At 26.9% G+C, this 18,384-nt stretch carries 19 protein-coding genes and 1 pseudogene; all 20 read left to right on the top strand.

All coding sequences use genetic code 11. The annotated features are described in order from the left end of the window. The first annotated feature begins 2 nt into the window (after positions 1-2). Positions 3-848 carry a PstA family ABC transporter permease gene (locus K0040_RS02725; RefSeq protein ID WP_228107438.1) on the top strand — a complete coding sequence of 282 codons (846 nt, stop codon included), beginning with the start codon at positions 3-5 and terminating at the stop codon, positions 846-848. After that, the gene (locus tag K0040_RS02720) at positions 830-1,579 is read left to right on the top strand and encodes a phosphate ABC transporter ATP-binding protein (protein ID WP_228107437.1); all 750 of its coding nucleotides are present in this window, start codon (positions 830-832) and stop codon (positions 1,577-1,579) included. Before K0040_RS02725 ends, K0040_RS02720 begins: the two co-directional genes overlap by 19 nt. Positions 1,580-1,603: 24 nt before the next feature. After that, entirely contained in the window at positions 1,604-2,074 is a 471-nt protein-coding gene (locus tag K0040_RS02715) for an HAD family hydrolase (RefSeq protein ID WP_228107436.1), read from the top strand. 77 nt (positions 2,075-2,151) lie between these two features. Then, positions 2,152-2,340 carry a hypothetical protein gene (locus K0040_RS02710; protein WP_018591393.1) on the top strand — a complete coding sequence of 63 codons (189 nt, stop codon included), beginning with the start codon at positions 2,152-2,154 and terminating at the stop codon, positions 2,338-2,340. 52 nt (positions 2,341-2,392) lie between these two features. After that, the gene (locus K0040_RS02705) at positions 2,393-3,370 is read left to right on the top strand and encodes an SPFH domain-containing protein (protein ID WP_228107435.1); all 978 of its coding nucleotides are present in this window, start codon (positions 2,393-2,395) and stop codon (positions 3,368-3,370) included. A 231-nt stretch (positions 3,371-3,601) separates the two neighbouring features. Then, positions 3,602-4,069, top strand: coding sequence for a DUF1648 domain-containing protein (locus K0040_RS02700; RefSeq protein ID WP_228107434.1), 468 nt, complete (start codon positions 3,602-3,604; stop codon positions 4,067-4,069). Between the two features lie 123 nt (positions 4,070-4,192). Further along, a pseudogene (locus K0040_RS21430) lies at positions 4,193-4,420 on the top strand (PDGLE domain-containing protein); the annotation flags it as partial. Between the two features lie 308 nt (positions 4,421-4,728). Then, positions 4,729-6,093, top strand: a complete 1,365-nt coding sequence (locus K0040_RS02695; protein WP_228107433.1) for an MATE family efflux transporter — start codon at positions 4,729-4,731, stop codon at positions 6,091-6,093. Positions 6,094-6,188: 95 nt separating this feature from the next. Next, positions 6,189-7,181: a catalase family protein gene (locus K0040_RS02690; protein WP_228107432.1), complete on the top strand. Its 993-nt coding sequence runs from the start codon at positions 6,189-6,191 to the stop codon at positions 7,179-7,181. Positions 7,182-7,304: 123 nt separating this feature from the next. Beyond that, positions 7,305-7,433 carry a hypothetical protein gene (locus K0040_RS20630; RefSeq protein ID WP_265588787.1) on the top strand — a complete coding sequence of 43 codons (129 nt, stop codon included), beginning with the start codon at positions 7,305-7,307 and terminating at the stop codon, positions 7,431-7,433. 220 nt (positions 7,434-7,653) lie between these two features. Beyond that, the gene (locus K0040_RS02685) at positions 7,654-9,750 is read left to right on the top strand and encodes a DEAD/DEAH box helicase (RefSeq protein ID WP_228107431.1); all 2,097 of its coding nucleotides are present in this window, start codon (positions 7,654-7,656) and stop codon (positions 9,748-9,750) included. A 322-nt stretch (positions 9,751-10,072) separates the two neighbouring features. Then, complete coding sequence (locus tag K0040_RS02680) at positions 10,073-10,687, top strand: DUF4397 domain-containing protein (protein WP_228107430.1); 615 nt, start codon at positions 10,073-10,075, stop codon at positions 10,685-10,687. A 146-nt stretch (positions 10,688-10,833) separates the two neighbouring features. Continuing rightward, a complete protein-coding gene (locus K0040_RS02675; protein ID WP_228107429.1) occupies positions 10,834-11,709 on the top strand; it encodes a DegV family protein in 876 nt (291 codons plus the stop codon). A 125-nt stretch (positions 11,710-11,834) separates the two neighbouring features. Beyond that, positions 11,835-12,365, top strand: a complete 531-nt coding sequence (locus tag K0040_RS02670) for a hypothetical protein (protein ID WP_228107428.1) — start codon at positions 11,835-11,837, stop codon at positions 12,363-12,365. A 177-nt stretch (positions 12,366-12,542) separates the two neighbouring features. Next, a complete protein-coding gene (locus K0040_RS02665) occupies positions 12,543-13,292 on the top strand; it encodes an acyl-[acyl-carrier-protein] thioesterase (protein WP_228107427.1) in 750 nt (249 codons plus the stop codon). 24 nt (positions 13,293-13,316) lie between these two features. Beyond that, the gene (locus tag K0040_RS02660) at positions 13,317-13,757 is read left to right on the top strand and encodes a MarR family winged helix-turn-helix transcriptional regulator (protein WP_228107426.1); all 441 of its coding nucleotides are present in this window, start codon (positions 13,317-13,319) and stop codon (positions 13,755-13,757) included. Positions 13,758-13,776: 19 nt separating this feature from the next. Further along, entirely contained in the window at positions 13,777-14,622 is an 846-nt protein-coding gene (locus tag K0040_RS02655) for a DegV family protein (protein ID WP_228107425.1), read from the top strand. 94 nt (positions 14,623-14,716) lie between these two features. Next, positions 14,717-15,508 (top strand): DUF3298 and DUF4163 domain-containing protein, encoded by a 792-nt coding sequence (locus tag K0040_RS02650; protein ID WP_228107424.1) that lies wholly within the window; start codon positions 14,717-14,719, stop codon positions 15,506-15,508. A gap of 79 nt (positions 15,509-15,587) precedes the next feature. Then, complete coding sequence (locus K0040_RS02645) at positions 15,588-15,953, top strand: BlaI/MecI/CopY family transcriptional regulator (RefSeq protein ID WP_228107423.1); 366 nt, start codon at positions 15,588-15,590, stop codon at positions 15,951-15,953. 14 nt (positions 15,954-15,967) lie between these two features. Next, the gene (locus K0040_RS02640) at positions 15,968-18,112 is read left to right on the top strand and encodes a M56 family metallopeptidase (protein WP_228107422.1); all 2,145 of its coding nucleotides are present in this window, start codon (positions 15,968-15,970) and stop codon (positions 18,110-18,112) included. Positions 18,113-18,384: the final 272 nt, after the last annotated feature.

Genomic DNA, 18,384 nt, shown 5'->3' with positions numbered 1-18,384 from the left:
TTATGAAAAAAAGAGATTGCTTATTAAAGTTATGGATTTTTATATCTGGGATGCTAGTTATAAGTATTACTTTAGGCATTTTTATTTATATATTATGTAAAGGTTTTAATGTAATATCTGTTGATTTTATATTAAATAGTCCCAAAGGATCACCTCTTGGAACGGAGGGAGGAATTTTTCCTGCAATTGTTGGAAGTCTACTTATGGGGGTATTATCAGGAATAATGGGAGGTTTTTTAGGCATTTCAATTTCTATATATTTAGTATTTTACTGTACTTCCATTAAGTTTAAAAATATAACATTGTCATTTCTTTATGGATTGTCAGGTGTACCATCTATTGTATTGGGGTTAGTTGGTTATACAATTTTAATATGTAAGTTTGGTATGGAAAGAGGATTATTATGCGCTTCAATAACACTTGCTGTTATGATAATACCGTTCATATCCATAAGAATAATAAAATTATTAATGGACGGTGGAGAAGACATAATGAAGTCTTCACTATGTCTTGGAGTATCTAAGTCATATACTTTATTTAAAATTATTCTTCCAAATATTATGATAAATATATTAACCTGTATAACACTAGGAATGGCTTATGCTATGGGAGCGACAGCGCCTATTATGTATACGGGAGCAGTTATATATTCTGGTCTACCAAGTGAAATTAATTCACCTGTAATGGCTCTTCCATATCATTTATATATTTTAGTTAATGAAGGATTATCTTTGGAGAATGCTTATGGAACAGCTTTTGTATTAATGGTATTGTTACTTATAATAAATGGTTTATGTAGGTTAATAGGAATATGGAGAGAAGGTGCATCATGGAAAAAAATGTTTTAAATGTAGAAAATTTGAATGTATTTTTTGGAAAAAAAAGAGTATTAAATGATATAAACTTTAATATAAAAGAAAAACAAATAACTGTTATCCTAGGACAATCAGGATGTGGAAAGTCCACATTGTTAAAGTCTTTCAATAGAATTATTGAAGAAGAAGGAGGCAAAATAGAAGGAAATATTATTATTGACGGAATAAATTTTAATAATATACCCTTACAAACGTTAAGAACTCAAATTGGGTTAGTTTTTCAAAATCCTACAATTTTTCCTTTTTCTATAGAAAAAAATCTTACATATGCTTTAAAATATCACAATAATTATGATAATAAAGAAATAGAAAAAAGAAAAATAGAATTACTTAAACAAACTAAGTTGTATGATGAAGTAAAAGATAACCTTCATATGGTTGCAGGAAAATTATCAGGTGGTCAAAAGCAACGATTATCAATTGCAAGATGTTTAAGTGTGAAGCCCAAAATATTATTATTAGATGAGCCTTGTTCTGCTTTAGATGTGAAAAATACCATGTTTATTGAAGAAATGTTAAAGGAGTTAAAGTATAAATATACTATAATAATAGTTACACATAATCTAGCTCAAGCCAAAAGAATAGGTGATAATATTATTTTTATGGATAATGGAGAAATTATTGAAATAGGTAAGTCAGAAGAATTCTTTAATTCTCCCAAAGAAGCTTTGAGCAAAGAATACATTCAATATATGGGAACGTAAAATACAAAATTTGGGAGTGATGTGATGATTAAGATTGATATACCGGGAAGAGAAAGTTTAGAATTGGAAAATCTAGTTTTTGATTTTAATGGAACAATAGCTGTAGATGGAAGAATTTTAGAAAATATTAAAAATCAATTAAGTCGATTGTCAAAGATAATAAATATATATGTTATTACAGCAGACACATATGGAGTTGCACAAGAAGAATGTGAAAAAGTAAATTTAAAAGTAATAACAGTGCCAACAGGATGTGTAGGAAAGCATAAAGGCGATTTAATAAAAAAGTTAGGCAGAGATGTTACTGGGGCAATTGGAAATGGTTTTAATGATATAGATATGTTCAAAGAAGCTAGACTTTCTATCGCGGTTATTGAAGGAGAAGGTACCTGCAGTAAGCTAATTATGAATAGTGATATAGTAACAAGGAGTATAGAAGAAGCATTAAATTTATTTTTAGTTCCTAATCATATTAAAGCGGATTTGCGATGGTAAGTAATATAGTATAATATATAATTAATGATATCCTGCAATATATTTTTGAGTCACTTTGTATTTAGGGGGCAATATGATTGAGATTAAGGAAAAAGAAATCTTCTAGCAATAATTTTATTTTATTTCTATATGTTATATTTACAATTTTATTTGTAGTTGTATGGATATATGAATTGTTTATATCAAAACAGTATGCCACAGGTATAGTATTAACCTTTTGGCAAATTGCTTTTACAATAGCATATTTGTTTTTTGTAAAAGAATAATGAAAATAAAAAATATTGCAGGATATGGTATTATTTTAAGGGAGGGAAAATTATGATAGAAGAAAGAATAAAATTTAATGAAAAAGAACTTAAACCTATGAGTGGTTGGCTAGGTTTACTTATTGGATTAATCTTAATGTTGATTTTTCCAGTGGCAATTTACTTTACTATAATTAAGGATATAGCATTTCCAACAATAATAGGAATTATATGCTTAATAGCGGGTATCTTTATGCTTTGTGGATTAAAGATATTAAATCCTAATGAGGCAATAGTTTTGGTACTGTTTGGTAATTATTATGGAACAATTTCAAAAGAAGGTTTTTATTTTGTAAATCCATTTTGTAGTGCTATAAATCCAACATATGAATCAGCAGCACTGAGAATGGCTAAGGGGAAAGAAGATGAAAATAAGTCTGAAGCTACAATACCGTCTACAACAAAAAAAGTATCTCTTAAAACCCTAACATTAAATAATGGAATACAAAAAGTAAATGATGAAATGGGAAATCCTATAATGATAGGAGTAGTAGTAATTTGGAAAGTTATAAATCCTACAAAAGCAGTATTTAATGTGGATAACTATAAAACATATTTATCAATACAATGTGATACAGCACTTAGAAATGTGGCAAGGCTTTATCCTTATGATGTTAATGATGCATCAGAGGAAAAAACACTTAGAGGATCTTCTCAAGAAGTTGCAGATAAATTAAAAGAAGAATTGCAGTCGAGAGTTCATGTGGCAGGTCTTGAAGTGTGTGAAGTTAGAATAACTCATTTAGCTTATGCTCCAGAAATAGCAGCTGCCATGCTTCAACGTCAACAAGCTGAGGCAATTATTGCTGCACGTAAAAAGATTGTTGAAGGTGCTGTTGGAATGGTAGAAATGGCTCTTAATTCTTTAAATGAAAATGAAATTGTAAAACTAGATGATGAGAAAAAAGCAGCAATGGTAAGTAATTTATTAGTAGTACTTTGTGGAAACAAAGATGCTCAGCCTGTTGTGAATAGTGGAAATATTAATTAATATATACAGCTAGATAGTAATAAGACTATCTAGCTTTTTATGTATTACAAACCATAAAAATATTTTAGTATTAACTTATATATATTTTGTAAGTATGAAAAATAAGTTTTAGTTAAATCTTAAAAAATCAACATATAAAAAAGTAATATTGTAATAAAACACCTTTTTAAAACTTATAATATAGTGTAAAATTATACTTATATGTTAAATAAAATTGAGGGGGATGAAAATATGAAGATGGCTTTCACACAAAAACAAAGAATGATTGAAGGACTTACAATATTTACACTAATAGCAATATCAATTTATGTGGCGGTCATGTGGGGGAAAATACCACAAGAGGTAGCAACATCTTTTGGAATTACTGGTAAAATAGGTGGTATGGGCTCAAAAACAAGTATCTTATGGAAACTAGCTATATCTTACGGAATATATATAGTTTTTACTATGATATATTTAAATCCATCTTTATGGGGAATAGGTAATATAAAAGATAAAAAGAAGCAAGAGCAAGCATTTCTATTAGCAGGAGATTTATTTGTATTTTTAAAATTAATTCTTGTAAGTATAATGGCATATATAATTTTTTCCATTATAAATAATGTTGATTTAGGTTTTATATTTATTCCAATGTCAGCATTTTTACCGTTGGCTGTAGGGTTTAATACTTCAGCAAAGATAAAAGCTCTAAAAGGTTAGAAAAATATAATACATAATAAAAATATATATGAATTGAAATTAAAGCCATGAAGGTTATTTCTTAATAAGGATAACTTCATGGCTTTTTAATTTCTAAAGGGGGATTTACGTTATGCATCTTCAAATCCAGATGGATTAGAGTGGGCAGTACAAAATGTAACTGGTAGTGATGAAATTGAAAGGACTAATAGTGTAAATGAGACACTAGGAGGTGTTCAAGAGAGATTAGCATTTTTACCAAATTATGACTTCAAATCCGATGGAGAAAATGCAATGGGTACTACAGTATTTGGAGTGGTAGGCTCAGTAATGACCACTAGGTTTATGTGGTTTAATAGCCTTTGGACTTAGTAAAGCAAAGAAAAAAGAAACTAATGAATACAAGGAAAATTCAGGTTGACTTTATTAACTTAATATATTAGAATAGTTTTTGTTAAAAGAGCCATTACAAGTGGCGAATTATATTTAATTTATAATCGCAATGCAAGATAATTTAATGGTTCAAAAAATAAAATATGAGCAACAAGCCAAATAAGTATACTTAGCATGCTTATTTGGCTTTTTTAATTTTTAACTTTGTGACTTGAGCAACGGGCGAAGCCGTTGGCGACATGAGCGAAGCGAATTTTTTATTATTAATAAAAATAGGAGGGGTTGTAATGGAAAAATTAAATTTATTAAAAGATGATGAGAAAAAAGTTTTTTACCACTATCTAATACCATCGATATGTTCCACACTTGTTACAGCAATTTATATATTGGCAGATACTCTTATAATAGGTCAAGGTGTTGGAGCAGAAGGTATTTCTGCGCTAAATATTTTCTTACCTTTTTTTGCCGTATACAACGGTATAGGTCTTATGTTTGGACTGGGAGGAGGAATATTAATCTCAATGGAAGATGGAATGGGAAATAAAGAAGAATCAGATAAATATTTTATTTCTAGCTTGGTGGCAGTAGCAATAATAGGACTAATATTTACAATATTTACAAACATATTTTTAGAAAATATCTCTTACTTCCTTGGAGCAAATGAAAATAGTATTGATTTAGTATTACAATATGGAAGATGCATAACAATATTTACACCTATATTTATAGCAACTAATTTTTTATCACCTATAATTCGTAATAAAAAAGCTCCGAAATTGGCTATGATATCAGTACTTGTAGGAGCAGGATTAAATATAGTATTAGATTATATTTTTGTATTTCCTATGGACATGGGAATGATGGGGGCAGCTTTAGCAACAGTTATAGGAAGTTTAACAACAGTTATAGTTCTTTTAACTCACTTTATTTCAAATAAAAATAGAATAAAACTATCTTTAAAAGAAGCATCAGTAAAAAGAATAAAAAGGATAATCAGTTGTGGTGGATCTAGTTTCTTAATGGAAGTGGCTGCTGGATTTGTAATATTTATATTTAATATTCAAATTTTAAAATATATAGGAGATATGGGAATCGTAGTTTATGGAATTATATCAAATTGTGTAATAGTTGGAACAGCCTTATTTAATGGTGTTGCTCAAGCTAGTCAACCTATAATAGCAACTAACTATGGTGCAAATGAGAGCAAGCGTGTAAAAACAGTTTTAAAATATGCTATGTTTACTACTATTTCAATAGGATGTTTACTATATGTTGTAGTATTTATGTTTACAGAAGAAGTAATATATGCTTTTGTAAAAGCTAATACAGATATTGTTTCTATGGGAGTACCAGCACTGAGAACTTATTTAAGTGCTTTTTGTATTATGAATATTAATATATTGCTTTGTAACTATTTTCAATCTGTGGGAAAAGAAAAACCATCCATATTTATATCAGTTATAAGAGGGTTTTTATTAAATATCATTCTTGTGATAAGTTTACCAGTGGCATTTGGTGGGTCTAGTTTATGGTTTGTTGTGACTGTGACAGAAGCTATAACTTTATTTGGAATAATAATATATACAAAAAAACTAAATAGTAGTGATTTGAATAATGAAGCGAAATTTAATAATATTGCAATAGCTAAATAGAAAAGAAGGTAAAATACCTTCTTTTTTTGTAATTAATCTTTTATATTATTGGAATAATAAGTATTATTTACAATTTTAGTAAAGGAGCAAAATAATTGAGAAAATATAGCAACGATGAATTAAGTTCAAAAATAATATGTTTATTAAAAGAAAAATTAGACAAAGATTATGTAAAGGGCTTAACAAGAAGAGATGCTCATCCAAAATGTTTAGGACTTCTAAAAGGTTATTTTATTGTGGATAAAAATTTACCCTTGCAGTATAGAGAAGGAATCTTTAATAGAGATTATTACAAAGCATTTATAAGAGTATCTAACTCAAATCCTAAAATAAGAAGTGATAAATATAGGGATATTAGAGGACTTTCAATAAAATTATTAAATGTTTATGGAGATAAATGTGTAAAGGATGAACAATTTACTCAAGATTTTCTATTAGTTAATATGAAAACCATGCCTATAGGAAACCTAAAATTAATGTATGATGCTTTATACTATACAACAAAATCTACACCAATAATTTTTATGGGAAAATTAATAAAAGATAAAAATATTAAAGTAATAACTGATATTATAAAAAATATGAAACATGATACAAGTCCTTTAGACATTAGATATTACAGTACTACACCATATATGTTTGGTAATAAAATAGTAAAATATAGTATAGTTCCAAGGTCTATGTACAAAAGCAAGCTTCCTAAAAAACTTGGAAAAAACTATCTTACAGAAAATATGCAAAAACATTTATATAGGGAAGAAGCAGTGTTTGATTTTATGGTACAATTTTATATAAATGACATATATACACCAATAAATGATGCTTCAATAGAGTGGGAGGAGGATAAATCTCCTTTTATTAAACTGGGCCAGATAAGAATTCCAAGACAAAGATTTACAACGAATAAAAGATTTGACTTGGCAGAAAAAATGTCTTTTTCACCAGGTCATAGTCTTCTTTCTCATAAACCTATTGGAGATATCAATGAAGGAAGAATGAAAATTTATAACGAAATGTCAAAATATAGACATTATAGAAATAAAGAAGAATTATATGAAGCAAATGATGAAGATTTTGATAATATATGAAAATTGATGACACCTAAAATATGTAGGTGTCATTTTTTTATTTTAGGTGTCATAGTATATAGTAGAGCTAAATTGAATAATTAAAAATATTTTTTGCAATAAGCTAAAGGGAGGTGTCAAAAGATGAAAAACATATTAGATTTTTGTATGAGGGACATTTCTTTTGCTAGTTGTGGTGAAGCATTGATATGGATAGGAACAGGAGTTTTAATTATTGATGGAATATTAGCATTAATAAAAAAGCCAAAGTAAATAAAAGAAAAAAGAATTAAATAACTACTTGAATGACTCATAATAATATGAGTATAATTTAAATTAGAAGTGTGTGAAAATATAAAAATTAAAGTTTAATAAAATTTGAAATATCATGGGGGCAATCTCATGATATTTTATTTTTAAAATATAAACCGTTTTAAATGAAAGGGAATTTTCACAAAAAACTATGACAAATTTTTAAGGAAAAGGTGGAAAAATGGAAATAGATAAACTTAGTGAAATATTAAGATTATACACAGATAAGTTAAAATATAATAGTGGATTTGCATCATATAAGAGAAACTATGTAAGTAATGACTATGTAAATACAAGAGGGCATGAAACAACTTTTTATGCTACAGTCTTTGATGAACATCACAGACGAAGTTACACATCTATGATCAGTATAAATACTAAAAGTAGGACGGTTTCCAATCTTAGTTGTGATTGTCAAAATGTTTTCAATAATAAAGGAACTCAAGTATGTTCTCATATGGTGGCTTCAGTTCTTGAAGGAATAAAAAAATTAAGAGATAAAACTAAAGAAGAATTTTCAGAAGGAGATATAATATTAAACCCTACTGTAATATTTGACTTAAGTCAATCTAGAGGTGGAAACTTAGGTGCTAGCTTACATATTGATAAAATAGATAAAAATGAATATGACAATATATATAACTCATATAAAAATAAATACAAGTACCATCTTATGCCAGATGGTAGTTATATTGACTTAAAGGACAATGATTTAGAAAAAATATTTCAAATTATAGATGTGTTGGATATTTATAGTGATTTTCAAAAAATAAAGATACCAGATAATAAAGCAGTATTTCTAGAAAAGTTACTAGAAGATGAAAGTAATAATTTAATAAGTGGAAGAAAATACGTAGATAATGTAATAAAAAAATATAATAAATTAAACAAAAATATAAAAGTCCCCGAGAATTTAAATGCAAATCTTAGAGATTATCAAGTAGATGGATTTGAATTTTTTAATACTTTATCAAATTATAACTTTGGTGGAATACTGGCAGATGAAATGGGACTTGGTAAAACTGTACAAACTTTAGCCTTTTTACTTTCACAAAAAGATAAAAAATCAATAGTTATAACACCAACATCTTTAATATATAACTGGGAAAACGAATTTGAAAAATTCACACCAGATATTAAACTAGGGATTGCCTATGGAAATAAAGTTCAAAGAGAAAAAGTATTAGAGAATTATAAGGACTATGATGTTATACTAACTAGTTATGGGACCTATAAAAATGATATGGAAAAATATAAAAACATAACCTTTGATTACTGTATAATTGACGAGGCGCAAAATATTAAAAACCCAGATTCTATAATTACTAAATCAGTGAAAGAAGTAAATGCTAATGTGAAATTTGCTTTAACAGGAACACCTGTAGAAAATAATCTTATGGAACTTTGGTCAATTTTTGATTTTGTTATGCCAGGATATTTATATAGTAAAAAGAAATTTGAAACTATATTTGTTAATAATGAAAAAAATCACTGTCAGCTAAAAAATTTAATAAAACCATTTATGCTTAGGAGAACTAAAAAAGAAGTTATTAATGAATTACCAGACAAAATAGAGCATAAATTTTATGTTGAGTTGGACAAGGAGCATAAAAGAGCATATAGAAGTTTTGTGAACTTAATAAAAAGAAGGATTCTAGAAAACAATGAAGATAATATGACTGTTTTTTCTTATTTAACAAAGTTAAGACAACTAAGTATTGCTCCAGAAATAATTGTTAAAAACTATAAAGGTAAAAATTCAAAGTTAGAAATTTTAATTAATATTATAAAGGAAGAAGATGATAGAAAAATATTAGTATTTTCTCAGTTTACAAAGGTTCTTCAAGTTATAGAAAAAAGATTAGTAGAAGAAAATATTTCATATTCATACTTAGATGGAAAAACAGATGCAAAAGATAGAATGAGGTTGGTAGAAGAATTTAATAATAGTGATACAAAGAAGGTGTTTTTAATATCATTGAAAGCAGGAGGAACAGGACTTAATTTAACTAGTGCATCCATGGTAGTTCATTTTGATCCTTGGTTTAATCCAGCAAGTGAAAACCAAGCTAGCGATAGGGCACATAGAATTGGACAAAAAAATGTGGTAGATGTTATTAAATTAATTTCTAAAGGTACCGTCGAAGAAAAAGTAATAGCTATGCAAGATTATAAAAAAGAGCTTATTGAAGATATAATAAATTCTAATTTAGAAAATAGTTCATCTTTGAAAAAGTTAACGAGAGAAGAAATTATTGATTTATTTGAAAGTATATAAACAAGAAAAAAAGATGGTGAAAACCATCTTTAAACATTATAATTCATACTCGGGGAAAGTAAGAATACAATTTAAGTTAATTAATTACTATATCTAAGGGTTAAAAATATTTAAAGACAAAAAAAGTCAGAAGGTGAAAGACTTCTGACTTTTTTATATCTTCAAAATATAATTATTAATTATCTTATTGTTAATATTATAGTATATCAATTTACATATTTTGTCAATTTGATTTTAATGTGTATCAAAAAAAAATATTTAACATAGAATTATTAATAAAAAGCTATTTATTATTGTTTTATATAAGGGGGATGATAATTTTATGTTTATTAGAAATGATATGGATGTATCTTATGTGAGAGTGTTTCATGCTTCTCCAAATGGATCTTCAGTAGATATCTACGTTAATGGAGGACTTGCTTTTAAAAATTTACAATTTAAAGACTTTACTGAGTATGTTCAGCTACCAATGGGAGAATATAAAATAGAAGTATTTTCAGCTGGGCAACAAGAAACTCCTATACTTACACAAAACATTAGGATACCAGAAAAAGAAGTAATAACCATAGCTGCAGTAGGGAATTCTGAAGATCTTCAATTAATACCATATATAGAAGGTAATGCAGATGATTTACTTGAAGATGAAAGCAGAGTAAGAATTATACATTTATCACCTGATGCACCAAATGTAGATGTATTAATAGATGGAAATTTGGCATTTACAGATATAGGATTTATGGATGCAACAGATTATGTCCAACTACTTTCAGGTTCCTATAATTTAACAGTAAATCTTGCTGATACAGAAGATACTGTATTAACCCTAAATACAGATTTAAAAAGTCAAAAGGTATATACTATTTATGTAGTTGGTAATCCGCCAAATCTATTAGGAGTGCAGTCTTTGGATGGAAGTACCTTTGTAAGATTTAAATAGTTAATAAAATTATTTATAAAAAAGTAGAGGTGCAAACCTCTATTTTTTTATGTGTATAATAATTGAAAATTGAATGAAAGACTACTATAATTACAATATAATTAGAAATCATATATACTTTGTTTATGAAAAAGGGGGAAAAATATATGACACAGTATGAAATATTCACTGATGCAACTAGTGATTTGCCACTAGAAGTAATAGATTCTCTTGGAATTAAAATTATTCCCATGGATTTTGAAGTGAATGGAAAAGTATATTCACATTATCCTGATGAAAGAGAGCTAGATAGCAAAATTTTTTACAAGATGTCTCAAGAAGGATTAATGTCAACAACAACTCAAATTACGCCAGTAAGGTTTATAGAATATTTTACTCCTATATTAAAAGAAGGAAAAGACATCCTTTATATTTGCTTTTCATCAGGCCTAAGTGGAACATATGGATCATCACAAATAGCTATATCAAGCTTAAAAGAAGACTACCCGGAGAGAAAAATAATGTCCGTTGATTCCTTATGTGCATCTTCAGGAGAAGGACTTTTAGTTTATTTAGCAGCTAAAGAAAAGTTAAAGGAAAAATCTATTGAAGAGTTATATAATTGGGTTGAAGAAAATAGATTAAATATATGTCATTGGTATAAGGTAGATGACTTATTTCATCTAAAAAGAGGTGGAAGGATTAGTTCTGTGGCTGCTACATTTGGAACAGCTTTAAATATAAAACCATTATTGAATATGGATAATGGAGGTAAACTTCAGCTAGTAGAAAAAATAAGAGGAACTAAAACTTGTGAGCATCATATGATTAATAAATTAAAAGATAATTATTTGCTTGATAAATATGATACTATAATTATTTCTCATGCTGATTGTGAGCATGAGGCAATGCAATTAGAACAAATGCTAAAAAAAGAGTGTGAAGTTGGAGAAATCATACATTCAAAAATAGGTCCTATAATAGGAGCTCATAGTGGAAAAGGTACACTATTGATTAATTTTTACGGGAAACAAAGAGAATAATTATATTATAGAATTGTTAAAATAATTGCTGTTATTATAACAATTCTTTTTTTTATCACAAAATAAGCATTCATGTAATATTATGAAAATAAGGGGAGATTTATACCTTTGAGGTGGTGATATCTATGAAATTTTGTAGAGTACAAGCTTTAATTGAAGAGTTACTAATGGATTGGGATAAATTAAACTTAGCAGCAAAACTTTTAGTTTATCTTGGATTTTTTTTAGTACTATCTACAATATTTATAGCTATTTGTGATGCAAAGGATATAGACCTATATAACAGAATTGAAGTTATATTTAGGACTTCTCTAGCTTCAGTATTTGGATTTATACTAAGTTCTAATACAAAAAGAAAAGAAGATAATGATAAAAATAGTTATGTGGAAAAAATGACTATTAGTATGGATAAAGAAAAGGCTATTACTGAAGAATGTAAGATAAAAAAAGAAACAATTAAGTATTATTATGGTGATGGAAATACAGTACAGGTTGTTGTAGCATTATTAATAACCATAATTGCTGCATTGGTAATATTAGGCATTTATGCTTTTGATATTACGGAAGATGTGGCAATATTAGCACAATTTAGAGATCTAATGTGTACTTCTATAGGTTTCTTACTTGGTGAAGCAAAAATAAAATCTAAAAATTAATAATATGTAATTATGAAGCTGTAGTAAAGATTTAAATTCTTTACTATGGCTTTTTACTAAAATAAGTATGATAATAATTGACATATCAACTAAATATGATTAAAATAATTGACATATCAACTAATTATACAAAAACATAAATAAAATTATTTATATAACAGGAAGAAGGTATAAGATATGGAAAAAATATTTACTAAAGAATATGAAGTTACATATAGAGATACAGATGCAAGAGGAGAATGTTTTTTAACTTCTTATATGAATTTTATGGCGGACTCTGGTTTAAGCCAAGATGAAAAGTATGGCTTTGTAATAGCTGACATGGTAAAGGAAAATCATACATGGATGTTAGTAGATTATGAAATAACAATTTACAAATACGTTAAATACAAAGAAAAGCTTAAAGCTACAACTTATGTTGAAGGTATGAATAAGTTTTATGCAGTTAGACATTTTAAAATACACGATGATAGTAATAATTTAATTCTTCAGGGAAAGACCTTAGTAATATTAGTTGATTCACAAAAAAGAAGACCAATATCAATACCAGATGAACATTATATAGCATATGGTGTTAATGAGAAGGATCCTATTATAGGAAGAAATAAACTTAAACTTTCAAAATGCCAAAATATTGATTATAAAAAAGAATTTAATGTGAGGTATTCCGATATAGATTTGAATTTGCATGTTGGGAATGTTACATATTTGGGATGGATACTAGAGACAATACCTTTTGATGTTATGACCAATTATAAAATTTATTCAGTTAAAATTAAATACCAAAAAGAATTAACTTATGGAGATAAAGTAAGTGTACAGACTGAGATAAAGAATAATGATGATAAAGTTAGTGCATACCATGAACTAGTAAATGATAGTGAAGAAGTTGTAGCTCTTTTAGAAACTCACTGGTATAAAATATAAAATAAGTGATTAAGGATATTAAATATGAATAAGAGAAATAAGGAAATGAGAAAATGTATCTCAGTTTTATATAGGCAATTTCAAGCTTATATAAACAACAATACAAAAGACTTAGGAATAGGTGCATCAGAATATATTTTTTTAATAGAAATGTATGAAAATAATAATATGAGTCAAGAAGAGCTTTCAAGGTCCTTAATAGTTGATAAGGCAGCTACAGCAAGAGCGATTAAATCCTTAGAAGAAAAAGAATATATTTTTAGAATAAAAGATGAAAATGATAAAAGAACTAACCGAATAAAATTGACGAAAAAGGGTATACAAGTAAAGGGAAGACTAATGAATTTGCTTGAACAATGGAATAGTTATATAACAAAGGATATAGATGCTGAAACATTAAATGTAGTATACAAGACTATAAAACAGATGTCTATTAAAGCAATAGATAGAAATAAGATAGAATAAAGACAGGAGAATAGGCACAATGAGTGATTTAAAAATAATATGCGATAGTTTAGCTGATGTTCCAGAAAATTTAGTGAAACTATATGATATAGAAGTAATTCCTTTAACAATAATAATCAACGATACTGAATATAAAGATGGTCAAAATCTTACGAATGAAGAATTTTATAAGCTCATAAAAGAATATGATGAAATACCTAAAACATCTCAAGCTACTTATATTCAATTTGAAGAAATATTTAGAAAATATTTGGATCAAGGGAAAAAGATATTATATATTAGTGGTTCATCTAAGGTTACGGGTACATATCAATCAGCTATGATTACAAAAAATGATTTACAAGGAGAAATACATATATTTGATAGCTTAAACTTATCTTATGGTTGTGGAGCTCAAGTTGTTACAGCTTGTGAAATGAATGAAGAAGGTAAATCAATAGAGAATATAATAAAAAAACTAGAGGAAATAAGGGATAATATATTGGTATTATTTGCAGTTGACAACTTAGATTATTTAAAAAAAGGTGGAAGGCTATCAGCATCAAAGGCTGCCATAGGGAGTATGTTGAGCATAAAACCAATATTACAAATGAAAGATGGATTTATAGTCAATATAGATCAAGCGAGAGGGCATAAAAAAGTTATATCAAAATTGATAAGTATAACAAAAGAGCATTTTGAAGATAATATTGAAGATAAGAGAATAGGCGTTGCCCATGGAGGCAATGAAGTAGAATTTGAAAAATTAAAAGAGGCAATTAATAGTGAATTAAACTTTACTAAAATGACAGAGACTAATATAGGCCCAAGTATAGGTTCTCATACTGGAGCAGGAACAATAGGACTTTGTATGTGGAATAAATAATTAAAATGCACCTAAATCCAATGATTTAGGTGCGTTTTTTTAGGCGTATTTGTAAATAATAAGTTTATATAAAAATATGAGGAGATTTATTAATATGACTAATTTAAAAAGAATACCATTTTTAGTTTTAATTATTATGTTTTTTAGTACAAGCATTTCAGCAGGACAGGAGTCTTTTCCATTAATTTTTAGAAAAGATAGAGATAAAATAAATTATTTATATAATATTCAACTTAAAAAAATTGAAGAAGAAAGTGAGTTTTTTGAAGCCCATTTAGACTATCCTTATTTTCAAATAAAAGAAAAATATGAGGATAAAGAGAAAGAAAGCATAAAATCAATATATAAAATTAACAGCGATATATATAACTATATAGTTAGTTTTAAGGATAATATAAAAAAACAATCTGAAGAGTATAAAAAAGAATATGAAATTAGTAATAAAGAGTCATCTCTACCTAAGTTTATATATGAAGCTTATAGCCAATATGATGTGACTTACAATGAAAATAATTTAGTTAGCATACCAGTTTTAACTTATGAATTTACAGGTGGAGCTCATGGAATGTCTGTACTAAAATCTTTTAATTACAATTTAAAAAATGGAGAAGAGCTAAAGCTAAAAAATATTTTTAAGGATAATGTAAACTATAAAAGTATTATAAATACTTATATAAATAAAGAAATTAAAAAAAATAATGATTTATATTTTACAGGTGAAGAAGGATTTAGAGGTATAGATGATGATCAGGGGTTTTATTTAGAAAATGATAAATTAGTAATTTATTTTCAATTGTACGAAATAGCACCTTACTATGTAGGTATTCCAAAATTTAAAATTCCCCTTAATGAAATAGAAGGAAAACTTAACACCTTGTATTTTTAAAAAAGGTTGACTTTTTTGGATTACGCTTGTAAGATTTAATTAAGGATTACAAGTGTAAGTTTTAAAAGGAGGTTAATCAATGAAACAAAATATTTCTGAATCTGAATTAGAAGTAATGAAAGTATTATGGAAATTAAAAGAGGCAACAAGTGCTGAAATTATAGAAAATTTAAAAGATAAAAGCGAGTGGAAACCAAAAACTATACAAACACTTATAACAAGACTTGTATCAAAGGATTTTGTAAATGTGGATAAAAGCAATAAAAAATCTTATATTTACAGTGCTAGCATAAGGGAAGAAGAGTATAAAAATTATGCAAGCAAGTCTTTTTTAGAAAAACTTTATAATGGATCCATAAATAAAATGGTTCTTAGTTTTGTAAAAGACAAGAAGTTATCTAAAGCTGAAATTGAAGAGCTAAAAGACATATTAAGGGATGAATAGAAAAGAGGTGGAGTATGGACAATATATGGGGGTACATATTAAATGCTACTATTTATGGTAGTATAACGGGAGTAGTAATATTACTTATAAAAAGCTTATTGAAAAATAGAATCAACAAAAAGTATGCTTATTTATTATGGATGATATTAATTATTAAACTAGCATTTCCATTTGGACCAGAAAGTAGTTTAAGTTTATTTAATAAAATACCTGTAAAAATAAACAGTCAATCTGATATAAATACCGCTAACATACCAAATATCAGTGAGGGAATAAACTATAATGTTGGTAAAAATTATGATAGTAGCTCAAGTAAAAACCTTGTGGAAGAAAATGTTAATAATAGCTCCAGTTCTTCAACTATTAATGCTGAAAGTGAAAAAAGTATTTTAAAAAATATAATACCCATTGTTTGGCTAAGTGGTTTAATTTTAACTTTAACTACTTACATTATAATTTATTTGCATTTTATAAAAAATATTAGAAGAAAAGAAGATTATAAATGTGATTATTTAGAAAATATTTTGAAGGAATGTAAGGAAAAATCACATATAAAAAGAAAAATTAAACTGGTAGTTGACGACATGATAAATTCACCATCTTTAGTTGGATTATTTAAGACGAGAATTATTATACCGAGCAATTTAGTTGATTTGAGTAGAGAAGAATTACAACATATATTCTTACATGAATTATGCCATTTCAAAAGCAAAGATACTTATGTTGACAATATATTAGTTGTTTTGCAATGTATTCACTGGTTTAACCCTTTAGTTTGGTATTTATTTAAACATGTGAGAAATGATATGGAGATGGCTTGTGATGAAAGAGTCCTATCAATTCTAAAAGAAAAAGAGCATAATAAGTACGGTATTACTATGCTTACTGTGTTAGAAAAAGTTAATCAAAATAAAAGATTAACAGTAGGTCTAAATATGACTGATGATAAAAAAACTATAAAAAAGAGAGTTGAGCTAATTAAAAATTCAAAATATTTCACAAAGAAAAAAAGAATCTTTGCTGTAACAGGAATAACTTGTTTATTTGTTTTATGCGGAGTTCTTCTTACTAATGGCAAAGTTATAAATAAAGAAGAGAATAATGTATTATTAGCTTCACAAAAAACTGACTTAAAGGATTTAGATCAAGCCATATCAAAAGCAATAATAGATAATTACATAAAATATTGGAATGGTGTAGATTTCAATGGTGAGTTAAATGTGGAAAGTCATGTAATATTAGGGAAAAGTGAAGATGATGATTCTGTTGAAGTTTATGTTATGGCAACTTATGGTCATTATAGCTTCGAAAACGACATATTTAGTATGACAAGTGCAAGTTATAATATACCAATAAGAATAAAATTTTCTAAGGAGAAATCCGGATATTATTGTTTAGAAAGAGAAGAAGCTAAAGATGGGGACGATTACAAAGACTCTGTACTTGAAATGTTTCCTAAAAAAGAAGGGCAGGAAGCTTTAAATGGTAATTTTACAGATAAATTATTAAAGGATGTTAACAAGCAAGCACAATCCTATGTGAAAAGTATAGGAAGAGAATGTAAAGTAACAACTGAATATGTTGAAAAAGAATACATAGATGAACTAGCTATGGCAGACAGAGCTGATATGGATGGATTATGGAATTATCCAGATTGGATAGGTACTAAAGAAGAGTTGGTAGATAAAAAAAGATATATTTATGAAACTCAGTATGATAAATCTTTAAAAATTTTAACTTTTATTAAATATAATGAAGACAAAGAAGAACTGGAGCGTATGCAGTATAAAATCAATGGAAAGAGATTAGAAAAAATAGATAGTGAAAATTTCCAGCTATATTCTGGTGATATGGTTCCAGTATTTATAGATAATGAAGATTTTAAGATTACAGTAAAAAATATATCTATAATTAATAATAAAGTGGAGTATGGATTATATATAGAAAACAAGAGTAATAAGACAATGGAAATAAGCCTAGATAAAATTCATATAGGAGATTCAGTGAAAACAGTTGATTTTAAAACTAAATTAAATGCTAAAGAAAATAAATATGCTAATTTAAAAATAAAGGATGTATCTAAATTAGAAGATCTTAATGATAAAATATACGGAGAATTTTTAGGTAATTCTAAAGAATATTATTTTATATTTAAATAGATTAGTTACAAGAAAAGTGAGGGAAATACACATAGATATGGAAAATAAAAAACTAAAAAGCAAGAATATACAATTAATATTAAATAATGAAAATATATGAAGAAGAACATATTTATATAACTTAATAATTTGTGGAAATATAAAGAACTATTATTAATTAAAAATAAACATTTACATAAAAATTAAAATTTCAATGTCAAAAGAGTGCATATATAAATAAATATATATGCACTCTTTTTATTTATATATGTTGAATTGCATGAATTTTAATT

Source organism: Terrisporobacter petrolearius (assembly GCF_020748185.1).
GTDB classification, from domain to species: domain Bacteria; phylum Bacillota; class Clostridia; order Peptostreptococcales; family Peptostreptococcaceae; genus Terrisporobacter; species Terrisporobacter petrolearius.
Note: the sequence above shows the minus strand (reverse complement) of the source record. Positions and strands in the feature narration are given on the sequence as shown.

Bases quoted from the DNA above. Each gene is read 5' to 3' on its own strand.
- K0040_RS02685 (WP_228107431.1), top strand. From the start codon at position 7,654: ATGGAAATAGATAAACTTAGTGAAATATTAAGATTATACACAGATAAG.
- K0040_RS02720 (WP_228107437.1), top strand. From the start codon at position 830: ATGGAAAAAAATGTTTTAAATGTAGAAAATTTGAATGTATTTTTTGGA.
- K0040_RS02695 (WP_228107433.1), top strand. From the start codon at position 4,729: ATGGAAAAATTAAATTTATTAAAAGATGATGAGAAAAAAGTTTTTTAC.
- K0040_RS20630 (WP_265588787.1), top strand. From the start codon at position 7,305: ATGAAAAACATATTAGATTTTTGTATGAGGGACATTTCTTTTGCTAGT.
- K0040_RS02675 (WP_228107429.1), top strand. From the start codon at position 10,834: ATGACACAGTATGAAATATTCACTGATGCAACTAGTGATTTGCCACTA.
- K0040_RS02680 (WP_228107430.1), top strand. From the start codon at position 10,073: ATGTTTATTAGAAATGATATGGATGTATCTTATGTGAGAGTGTTTCAT.
- K0040_RS02650 (WP_228107424.1), top strand. From the start codon at position 14,717: ATGACTAATTTAAAAAGAATACCATTTTTAGTTTTAATTATTATGTTT.
- K0040_RS02725 (WP_228107438.1), top strand. From the start codon at position 3: ATGAAAAAAAGAGATTGCTTATTAAAGTTATGGATTTTTATATCTGGG.
- K0040_RS02655 (WP_228107425.1), top strand. From the start codon at position 13,777: ATGAGTGATTTAAAAATAATATGCGATAGTTTAGCTGATGTTCCAGAA.
- K0040_RS02660 (WP_228107426.1), top strand. From the start codon at position 13,317: ATGAATAAGAGAAATAAGGAAATGAGAAAATGTATCTCAGTTTTATAT.
- K0040_RS02700 (WP_228107434.1), top strand. From the start codon at position 3,602: ATGAAGATGGCTTTCACACAAAAACAAAGAATGATTGAAGGACTTACA.
- K0040_RS02645 (WP_228107423.1), top strand. From the start codon at position 15,588: ATGAAACAAAATATTTCTGAATCTGAATTAGAAGTAATGAAAGTATTA.
- K0040_RS02715 (WP_228107436.1), top strand. From the start codon at position 1,604: ATGATTAAGATTGATATACCGGGAAGAGAAAGTTTAGAATTGGAAAAT.
- K0040_RS02705 (WP_228107435.1), top strand. From the start codon at position 2,393: ATGATAGAAGAAAGAATAAAATTTAATGAAAAAGAACTTAAACCTATG.
- K0040_RS02640 (WP_228107422.1), top strand. From the start codon at position 15,968: ATGGACAATATATGGGGGTACATATTAAATGCTACTATTTATGGTAGT.
- K0040_RS02665 (WP_228107427.1), top strand. From the start codon at position 12,543: ATGGAAAAAATATTTACTAAAGAATATGAAGTTACATATAGAGATACA.
- K0040_RS02670 (WP_228107428.1), top strand. From the start codon at position 11,835: ATGAAATTTTGTAGAGTACAAGCTTTAATTGAAGAGTTACTAATGGAT.